The 9110-nt window shown below is 31.6% G+C and carries 9 protein-coding genes; 2 read left to right on the forward strand and 7 right to left on the reverse strand.

Annotation, left to right across the window (positions count from 1 at the left end):
- Window positions 1–13: 13 nt before the first annotated feature.
- The 6 genes from CD032_RS01140 to cmk all read right to left on the reverse strand — a co-directional run bounded on the left by CD032_RS01140 (window position 14) and on the right by cmk (window position 5994).
- Window positions 14–571 (reverse strand): hypothetical protein, encoded by a 558-nt coding sequence (locus tag CD032_RS01140; RefSeq protein ID WP_019468915.1) that lies wholly within the window; start codon window positions 569–571, stop codon window positions 14–16.
- Between the two features lie 327 nt (window positions 572–898).
- On the reverse strand, window positions 899–1171 hold the full coding sequence (gene hbs, locus CD032_RS01145; RefSeq protein WP_019468914.1) for a non-specific DNA-binding protein Hbs: 273 nt from the start codon (window positions 1169–1171) through the stop codon (window positions 899–901).
- A 169-nt stretch (window positions 1172–1340) separates the two neighbouring features.
- Window positions 1341–2339, reverse strand: a complete 999-nt coding sequence (locus CD032_RS01150; RefSeq protein WP_103211119.1) for an NAD(P)H-dependent glycerol-3-phosphate dehydrogenase — start codon at window positions 2337–2339, stop codon at window positions 1341–1343.
- A gap of 16 nt (window positions 2340–2355) precedes the next feature.
- Window positions 2356–3666: a ribosome biogenesis GTPase Der gene (gene der / locus CD032_RS01155; RefSeq protein WP_019468912.1), complete on the reverse strand. Its 1311-nt coding sequence runs from the start codon at window positions 3664–3666 to the stop codon at window positions 2356–2358.
- Between the two features lie 195 nt (window positions 3667–3861).
- Window positions 3862–5040: a 30S ribosomal protein S1 gene (gene rpsA / locus CD032_RS01160; RefSeq protein ID WP_019468911.1), complete on the reverse strand. Its 1179-nt coding sequence runs from the start codon at window positions 5038–5040 to the stop codon at window positions 3862–3864.
- A 297-nt stretch (window positions 5041–5337) separates the two neighbouring features.
- Window positions 5338–5994 carry a (d)CMP kinase gene (gene cmk / locus CD032_RS01165; RefSeq protein ID WP_019468910.1) on the reverse strand — a complete coding sequence of 219 codons (657 nt, stop codon included), beginning with the start codon at window positions 5992–5994 and terminating at the stop codon, window positions 5338–5340.
- A 78-nt stretch (window positions 5995–6072) separates the two neighbouring features.
- Here cmk and CD032_RS01170 point away from each other — a divergent pair, with 78 nt between their 5' ends.
- Window positions 6073–7047, forward strand: coding sequence for an asparaginase (locus tag CD032_RS01170; RefSeq protein ID WP_019468909.1), 975 nt, complete (start codon window positions 6073–6075; stop codon window positions 7045–7047).
- A gap of 93 nt (window positions 7048–7140) precedes the next feature.
- Here the strand turns inward: CD032_RS01170 and ypdA are convergent, their stop codons facing one another.
- The gene (gene ypdA / locus CD032_RS01175) at window positions 7141–8127 is read right to left on the reverse strand and encodes a bacillithiol disulfide reductase YpdA (protein WP_019468908.1); all 987 of its coding nucleotides are present in this window, start codon (window positions 8125–8127) and stop codon (window positions 7141–7143) included.
- Between the two features lie 327 nt (window positions 8128–8454).
- On the opposite strand from ypdA, the gene CD032_RS12980 reads away from it, so the two are divergent.
- Window positions 8455–8607, forward strand: a complete 153-nt coding sequence (locus CD032_RS12980) for a hypothetical protein (protein ID WP_019468907.1) — start codon at window positions 8455–8457, stop codon at window positions 8605–8607.
- Window positions 8608–9110 lie beyond the last annotated feature (503 nt).

The following is a 9110-nucleotide window of genomic DNA, read 5'->3' on the forward strand; positions in this document are numbered from 1 at the left end:
GATTACCTCTTTTTTAATAAATTTCTGATTTAATTTCATCTAAAAATGTATTTAATTCATCTTTTGAATATTTCTTTAAATACGAAGGATGATTTTCTAATAAGTTTGCTAATAATTTTTGGTTTATATTTACTGTTTCTGTATTTGGTACGTATCGATTGATTGTTATAAGTGGAAATTTATTTTCTATCATTAAAATATAATGTCCAATTTTTTCTTTTGGAATCACTCCATTATGGATGGAGGATTTCATTTCGTTTATTTCAACAATCGCTGAACTAATTTGCTTTTGAAAAATTGGATCATGTAACTTCGCTAATAATGTATAAAAGTGAGCGCTTAGTAAATCACCAATTAATATGGCTTTCTTAGAGGATAAATTTTTGGAAACCTCATCTAAATGACGCATCGCAGTATCTATAGTGAGGCAAGCTAATTTAGCATCTTCAGGTATATCATAAGAATCAAGGATTTTTGCTAATACTTCATTTATATAAATAGCGTCATAATGATGTATACCTTTCAAGCGTTGGGTAATTTGTTTTTCAAAAATACTTAATGTCGTTTCCATGTTCACACCTCACGTTATTATCAATATACATATTAACATTATATAAGGAAAATTAAAATCAACGGTTTTCAAACTGATAAATATATACGTTTTATGTATTTTATGAATAATAAAAATTATTCAAAGAAATGAATTATGTTTTGTTAATTATCACTGTAAATATTAATTTGATGTTTAATTATTTTAAAAAGCTCTTAATATCATATCATCATATCGAATGATACCCCATTAAGAGACATAGTTTACAATCTATTTTTATTTGCGTTTAAAAGTTTTTACCAAAAGAAAAAAGCCCCTGTAACAAGGGCTTCACTTGTAAGTAAAGAATTATTTAACTGCATCTTTTAAAGCTTTACCAGCTTTGAACGCCGGTACTTTGCTTGCAGGGATATCAATTTCTTTACCAGTTTGTGGATTACGTCCTTTACGAGCAGCACGTTCACGTACTTCGAAATTACCGAATCCAATTAATTGTACTTTTTCACCTTTAGAAAGTGATGTTTGAATTGATTCGAATACTGCATCTACAGCTAAACCAGCTTCTTTTTTAGTTAAGTCAGCTTGTTCAGCAACAGCATTGATTAAATCTGTTTTGTTCATTATGAATTCACCTCCCCTAGGGTTTATAATGATAACTTAATATCATTATGGTATGACTTTAACACAACGAATACTGCAACTGCAATGATTTATGTGTAAAAAACGTTGAATTAATAGGATTTTAATATCAAATTGTTATATATTCGCTAAAAAGTGTAATACTTCTATCTTATTCAGCTTTTTTGCCACGTTCCATTAAATCTTTTACGCTTTCATCGACAGGTTGGTTTTCAAATAAAACTTTGTATAATGCAGTTGTAATTGGCATATCAATATTGTGTTCTTTTGCTAAATTATAAACTGATTTTGTCGTGTATACACCTTCAACAACCATATTCATTTCTTCCAATGCTTTGTCTAAGGATTTGCCTTCACCTAATTTATAGCCAAGTGTATAATTTCTTGAATGTGTAGAGGTACAAGTTACAATTAAATCGCCAATACCACCCAAGCCTAAAAACGTGAGTGGATCTGCACCTAATTTTTCGCCAAGGCGACTTATTTCAGCTAAACCTCTAGTCATTAATGCCGCTTTAGCATTGTCTCCAAACCCCATTCCTGAAATCACACCACTTGCAATAGCTATAATATTTTTCAAAGCGCCACCCAATTCTACACCAACTAGATCGTCATTAGTATAAACTCTTAAATAATCGTTCATAAATAAATCTTGAGCTAGCTTACTTACCTCTGCAGATTTAGAAGAAGCAGCTACTGTAGTTGGTTGTTTGATGACAACTTCTTCAGCATGACTTGGCCCTGATAATACACCTATACCTGCATTATGTTCAGGGCTGATTGAGTCTTCTAACATTTCAGAAACACGTTTATAAGTGTCGTTTTCTATTCCTTTAGCAACATGGATAAAGGTTTTTTTCGATGATAAATGTGAATCTATTTCACTTGCTACTTCTCTCATCGCTTTAGTAGGTAAAGCCATGAGATATACATCTGAATGTGCTATTGCTTTATTTATATCAGTAGTTGCGTTAATTGATAACTCAAGTTGTGCATTTTTAAGGTATTTTGTATTTGAATGTAATTCATTTATTTCTTTAACAGTCGTTTTGTTTTTTCCCCACATTAATACTTGATGTCCATTTTCAGCTAAGACATTTGCTAATGCCGTACCAAAACTCCCCGTACCAAAGACAGTTATATTAGACATGTAACCCCTCCATTTATTAATTTCTTCTTCTAGATATGATGTGTACAGGAGTACCTTCAAATCCAAAGGCAGCTCTTATTTGATTTTCAAGATAACGTTTATAAGAAAAATGCATTAATTCTACGTCATTTACAAATACAACAAATGTAGGAGGCTCTATTGCAACTTGTGTAGCATAAAATACATTTAATCGGCGCCCTTTATCTGTTGGTGTAGGATTCATAGAAATCGCATCTGTGATAACTTCATTTAATGTTGAACTTTGTACACGTTTTTTATGATTTTCACTCGCTTCTAGAATGTATGGGAATAGCGTAGATAATCTTTTCTGTTCTTTAGCTGAAACAAATGCGATTTGTGCGTAATCTAAGAATTGAAATTCTTTGCGCACTTCGTCTTTAAATTTCTTCATTGTGTTTGTTTCTTTATCTACAGCATCCCATTTATTGACAACTATAACAATTGCTTTTCCTTCTTCGTGCGCATACCCAGCGACACGCTTATCTTGTTCTATAATACCTTGTTCTGCATCAATTACTACTAAAACAACGTTTGATCGTTCTATCGCTTTAAGTGCTCGTAAAACTGAGTACTTTTCTGTATTTTCATATACTTTACCCTTTTTTCGCATACCAGCAGTATCAATAAGGACGTAATCCTGATCATCATAGCTATATTCAGTATCAATAGCATCTCTAGTTGTCCCAGCAACATTTGATACGATGACACGATTTTCACCTAATATGGCATTAACTAAGCTTGACTTACCAACATTAGGGCGACCAATGATTGATAAACGAATTGTATCTTCGTCATATGGGTCTGGTTCCTCTTCTTTGAAGTTTTTAACTACTTCATCTAATAAATCACCTAATCCCAAACCATGTGAACCTGAAATAGGATAAGGATCTCCGAAACCTAGTGAATAAAAGTCATAAATTTCATTACGCATTTCAGGATTATCAACTTTATTCACAGCTAACACAACGGGTTTTTTGGATTTGTATAGCATTTGAGCTACCATTTCATCACTTTGTGTTAAACCTTCTCTAACATTTACCATAAAAATAATGACATCAGCTTCATCTATGGCAATTTCTGCTTGTGCTCTTATCTGTGTTTGGAATGGGGCTTCACCGATTTCAATACCTCCAGTATCAATGATATTGAAATCATGAGTTAACCATTCGCCTGATGAATAAATTCTGTCACGAGTCACACCTGGTGTATCTTCAACAATAGAGACACGTTCACCTACGACTCTGTTAAAAATTGTAGACTTTCCAACATTCGGTCTTCCTACAATAGCAACTATAGGTTTAGTCATAACTAACTTCCTCTCTTTTTTAATCTCTATAATTCTATCATACGGGGTAAGTATTTCAAAAGAAATTATTAAAGAAACCATTTAAATGATTTTCATTAAATACAATTACTTAATTGATTGATATGGACATTAAAAAAATAAATCTTGCCCTAACATAATATAGGACAAGATTTGGATTTGGTCTTATGATAATTATTAAAACTTAATATCTTTAAGTTTATCTCCGAAAACATCGCCAAGTGTTGGATTGTCTTCATCTTCGTTATTATCTAAATACGATTGGGTTGTTTCATTATCACTTTCAGCAACGTTTTCGTCAGGTAATGTTGCTTTAATAGAAAGTGAGATACGTTCATTATCAATATCGACACTGAGTATTTTAACACTGACAACTTGTCCTGGTTCTAACACTTCACCAGGTGTACCAATGTGTGAATGACTGATTTCTGAAATATGAACTAAACCTTGCACCCCAGGTTTGATTTCAACAAAAGCGCCAAAATTTGTAAGTCTGACAACTTTACCTTCTATTACATCGCCTTCATTAACCTCTCCTCTTAAAGATTCGAATGGGCTTGGTAACGTATCTTTAATTGATAATGAAATACGTTCAGAATCTTTATCAACAGATTTTACCTTCACTTTAACTTGATCACCAATTGAGACAACATCTTCTGGTGATTTAACATGTTCATGTGATAATTCAGAAACATGTACAAGTCCATCTACGCCACCAATATCGATAAACGCTCCGAAGTTTGTTAAGCGTGCAACTTTACCTTCTATTACATCGCCTTCGTTAAGATTATTTAATAAGTCATCTTTTTTCTCCGCATTTTCTAATGCTTCTACAGCTTTACGACTAAGAATGACGCGATTATTTGCTGGATCTAGCTCTTCAACTTTTAATTTTAGAACTTGACCTTCAAAATGAGAGAAATCTTCGATGAAATCGGTTGAAATTAATGAAGCTGGTACAAACCCTCTTTGACCAACATCTACTACTAAACCGCCTTTTACAACCTCAGTGACTTTAGCTTCAATATTTTCATCATTATCTAATTTTTCTTGTAAAAATTCATATGACTTTTCAGTTTCTAATTGACGTTTAGATAAGATATAAGTACCTGTCTCATTCTCTTCGTCATATTCCACTTTTGTAACATATGCACCGATTTCGTCACCAACTTTAACAGCATCACTCGGATTATCAATATGATGTGTTGAAAGTTGACTTATAGGGATAATACCGTTAAATTTACCACCGTTAACATGTACAATTACTTGTTTTTCTTCAATTTCTTGAATTTCACCAGTAATTCTATCCCCTTCTTTAATTTCGTTAATCATTGATTCATTGAATTCTTCAGTCATCTTGTCTGCCTCCTTATTACACTACATATTTATAACATCTTATAATTTGACAGAATTGTCAAGAAATTCCACTTTATAGTGAACACTCTAATTCTATACATTTAAAAATATTAATTGATAATTATCATGTAGATAATAGTTTTAATATCAATAGCAATTTACATTGACTTATATGTAGTCCAAATTTTAAAAATCTACTACAATAATATACCCTGATTTTGATATTTTATAACTTTTTTACACTATTTTAACAAAAAGACAAAAAGAATAACAAATAGACTATGCATGCTTAAATATTTAAATTTTTTCTACTAATGTTAAAATTTTATCAGTAACTTCTTCGATACTCATGCCAGTAGTATCAATTGTTATTGCGTCATCAGCTTTTTTTAATGGAGATATTTCTCTATTCATATCATAGTGGTCACGCTCAGAAATTTCTTTTTTTAATTGTTCTACTGTTGATTGAATACCTCTAAGTTCATTGTCCTTTTGACGACGTACAGCACGTTCTTCCACAGAAGCAATCATATATATTTTTAAATCAGCATCAGGTAAGACAACAGTACCGATATCTCTTCCGTCCATTACGATTCCTTTTTGCTCTGCCAATTCTTGTTGTTTTTCAACTGCAAATGAACGCACTGATTCTTTTGAAGATACATAGGAAACATGATTTGTCACATCATTTTCTCTTAAATAATCTGTAACATCTTGATTGTCTAAAATAATTCTTTGACCTTTTTCTTCATCATAAGTTAATGCTAGCTCCGTTGACTGAACAAGTTCAGAAAAATTTTCAGTTTTATTTAATTGTAAATATTTATAAGTAATAGCACGATACATTGCACCAGTATCTACATAAACCATTGACAATTTGGCTGCCACAAGTTTTGCTATTGTACTCTTACCTGCGGCTGCAGGTCCATCAAGTGCGATATTTATTGGTTTCATTTTAGTAACCCTTCCTTGTTGTTTTATAAATATTATTTTATCATAAATATGTATTTTATAAATAGGAGGAATGCACACATGAAAAAACTTCTTGTCATACATACTGGTGGTACGATTAGCATGTCACAAGATGAATCAAACAAAGTTGTTACAAATACGGATAATCCAATTTCTAATCATCAAAATATTATTAATAAATATGCTGATGTAACTGAAATAACACCTTTTAATGTACCATCTCCACATATGAATATTGAGTATGTAGAAACATTAAAACAAATTATTAACCAATCTGAAAAACAAGATGATTATGATGGTTATGTGATTACACATGGCACTGACACGCTAGAAGAAACGGCGTATTTATTAGATTTAACAGTGGATATCTCGAAACCAATTGTGATCACAGGCGCGATGCGTTCCTCAAATGAAATTGGTGCAGATGGATTATATAACTTTTTATCAGCAATTAGAGTTGCAATCAGTGATGAATCATTAAACATGGGTGTTATGGTGGTATTTAATGATGAGATTCATACAGCTAGAAATGTTACGAAAACACATACTTCTAATACGAATACTTTTCAAAGTCCGAATCATGGTCCCTTAGGTGTGATCACAAAACAAAGTGTACAATTTCATCACAGACCATTTGATCATTTAGTACTGACTGAAATAAATCAATCTTTAAATATTCCATTAGTTAAAGCATATATGGGGATGAATAGTGATGTATTAGCTTTTTACAGTGAAAAACAAGTGGATGGCATTATAATAGAAGCTCTCGGACAGGGTAATTTACCTCCGACATGTTTAGTAGGATTGAATCAATGTTTAAGTAATAATATACCAGTCATACTTGTATCTAGATCATTTAATGGCATTGTTGGTCCCATTTATGCCTATGAAGGTGGAGGCGCAACATTAGAAGAAAAAGGTGTTATTTTCTCTAATGGATTAAATGGACAAAAAGCGAGACTGAAATTATTAATCGGATTAAGCAATCATTTAACGTTTGAACAATTGAAAAAATATTTTGAAGCTCAGTTATAAAATAAAAAAGAGTTGAGATAAGCAATATTGGATTTTTAGAATGTTGAAGAAATTCTAAAATAATAATCACTTATCCAGCTCTTTTTTTATATATTATGACTCTAAAGGTGTTTGTTTTTTAGATAAAATATTTTGAGTGATGATGCCACCATGATACTTACCATTTTCAATGAAAATGGTATTAGCATCATTTCCTGCTGCAATCACACCAGCAATATAACAATTTTCAACATTTGTTTCATAAGTTTCTTTGTTATGAACTGGCGCTGTACCATATTCATTTTCATTGATTTCAATGCCAATTGATTCTAGGAAATTATAGTCAGGGTGATAACCGATCATTGCAAAAATATAATCGTTAGGAATCTCAATTACTTCCCCATTTTGCTCATAAATAACACTGTCTTCAGTTATTTTTGTGACGTCAGCGTTAAATGCCATGTTTATTTTTTCATGTTTCACTAATGATTCAAAGTTAGGTAAAATCCATGGTTTAACTGCTTTTGGATAGTCAGAACCACGATAGATAACTGTGACATGTGCACCAGCTTTTTCTAATTCTAATGCTGCATCTACTGCTGAATTTTTGCCACCGATGATAACAACATTTTGATCAAAATAAGGATGTGCTTCTTTAAAGTAATGTTTTACTTTTGGTAGTTCTGCACCTTCTACTTCTAATGTATTATGTTGACCATAATAACCAGTAGCTACAGTTAGAAATCGACACTGATAAACGTCTTTCGTAGTAGTAAGTGTAAAACGATTATTAATTTTTTTAACAGTAAGGACTTCTTCGAAAGCATTGATACGTAGTTGATGATGTTTAACAACTTCTCTATAATACACTAATGCTTGATTTCGACGTGGCTTACTTTCTTCTACAATGAACGGAATGTCGCCAATACTTAATTTATCACTTGAAGAAAAGAATGTTTGATGTGTTGGATAGTTATAAATAGCATCCACAACATTTCCTTTTTCAATTACTAATGTATCAATCCCTTTTTTCTTTTGTTCGATAGCCGCACTTAAGCCACATGGGCCACCGCCAATGATTATACTTTCTACTGTTTGCATAGTATTTGTCCTCCTTTTACCACCCATTTATTATACCAGTAGATTTAAAAAAACCAAGTGATAGAATTTGAAAATTTGATTACAATACAAATTAATTCATTAAAATTAGCACAATATGAAAAAACTTACTCATTTGATAAAGATTAGTCCCAAGTTGTCGACAAAGACTTCGACTTTGTTGGTGTTTGTTTGGGTTTTTTATGAACACTTTTCGCGAGCACTACCTTAGCCTATAGTCTTCGGCTAGTGCTATTCCCGCAGGATTCGGCATAAATCACTGCCAATATTATAATATATGTAAATTAAGCAGTGATGGTGCTTGTTGTGTTGAATAAATCAATTGATAAAAGAGATCAATATGAAATGATTTCTATTTCTGAATTAGTCCTTAATAATCATTTATTACGTAAAGTCGACGTGATATTAGATTTAAAATTTGTGTATGAACTTGTCGAAGACAAATATTTGAGAAAATATTAGAAATAGCTATCAAAAATAATTTAATAGATCGCTCAGCTTTATTTATTGATTCTACTCATATTAAAATAAATGCAAATAAGATTAAATACATCAAAAGAATTGTGAAAAAAGATACACTTCACTTCCTGAGAGCATTGGACGAGGAAATAAATGAACAAAGAAGAGCACAAAGAAAAAATATTAAAAATAAAAACAAGGAAAAAAATAAAGCAAAAAGGTAAGCACAACTATTCCAGAAGCAGATACTACATTAATTTATGCTACCATGAATCTTAAAAAACGCAATGTGACTAGTAAAAGTACCAGTAATTGTCTGAAAGATTACTACTATTTAAAAAAACTATATAAATAGAAAATAAACAAACCCTTCGCAAAAATTAATGCGAAGGGTTTGTTTACGTTCAGGGACTACTTCATTTGATAAGGATTAGTCCTTTTATGGAAATGAGCATTGAACTGCACCCTGTCAAGTAGACAGTGAAAAAAACAAAATGTTTATGGCT

The sequence above is a fragment of the Staphylococcus cohnii subsp. cohnii genome, from assembly GCF_002902365.1.
Classification (GTDB): Bacteria; Bacillota; Bacilli; order Staphylococcales; family Staphylococcaceae; genus Staphylococcus; species Staphylococcus cohnii.

Bases quoted from the DNA above. Each gene is read 5' to 3' on its own strand.
- rpsA (WP_019468911.1), bottom strand. From the start codon at position 5,040: ATGACTGAAGAATTCAATGAATCAATGATTAACGAAATTAAAGAAGGG.
- CD032_RS01140 (WP_019468915.1), bottom strand. From the start codon at position 571: ATGGAAACGACATTAAGTATTTTTGAAAAACAAATTACCCAACGCTTG.
- hbs (WP_019468914.1), bottom strand. From the start codon at position 1,171: ATGAACAAAACAGATTTAATCAATGCTGTTGCTGAACAAGCTGACTTA.
- CD032_RS01150 (WP_103211119.1), bottom strand. From the start codon at position 2,339: ATGTCTAATATAACTGTCTTTGGTACGGGGAGTTTTGGTACGGCATTA.
- CD032_RS01170 (WP_019468909.1), top strand. From the start codon at position 6,073: ATGAAAAAACTTCTTGTCATACATACTGGTGGTACGATTAGCATGTCA.
- ypdA (WP_019468908.1), bottom strand. From the start codon at position 8,127: ATGCAAACAGTAGAAAGTATAATCATTGGCGGTGGCCCATGTGGCTTA.
- der (WP_019468912.1), bottom strand. From the start codon at position 3,666: ATGACTAAACCTATAGTTGCTATTGTAGGAAGACCGAATGTTGGAAAG.
- cmk (WP_019468910.1), bottom strand. From the start codon at position 5,994: ATGAAACCAATAAATATCGCACTTGATGGACCTGCAGCCGCAGGTAAG.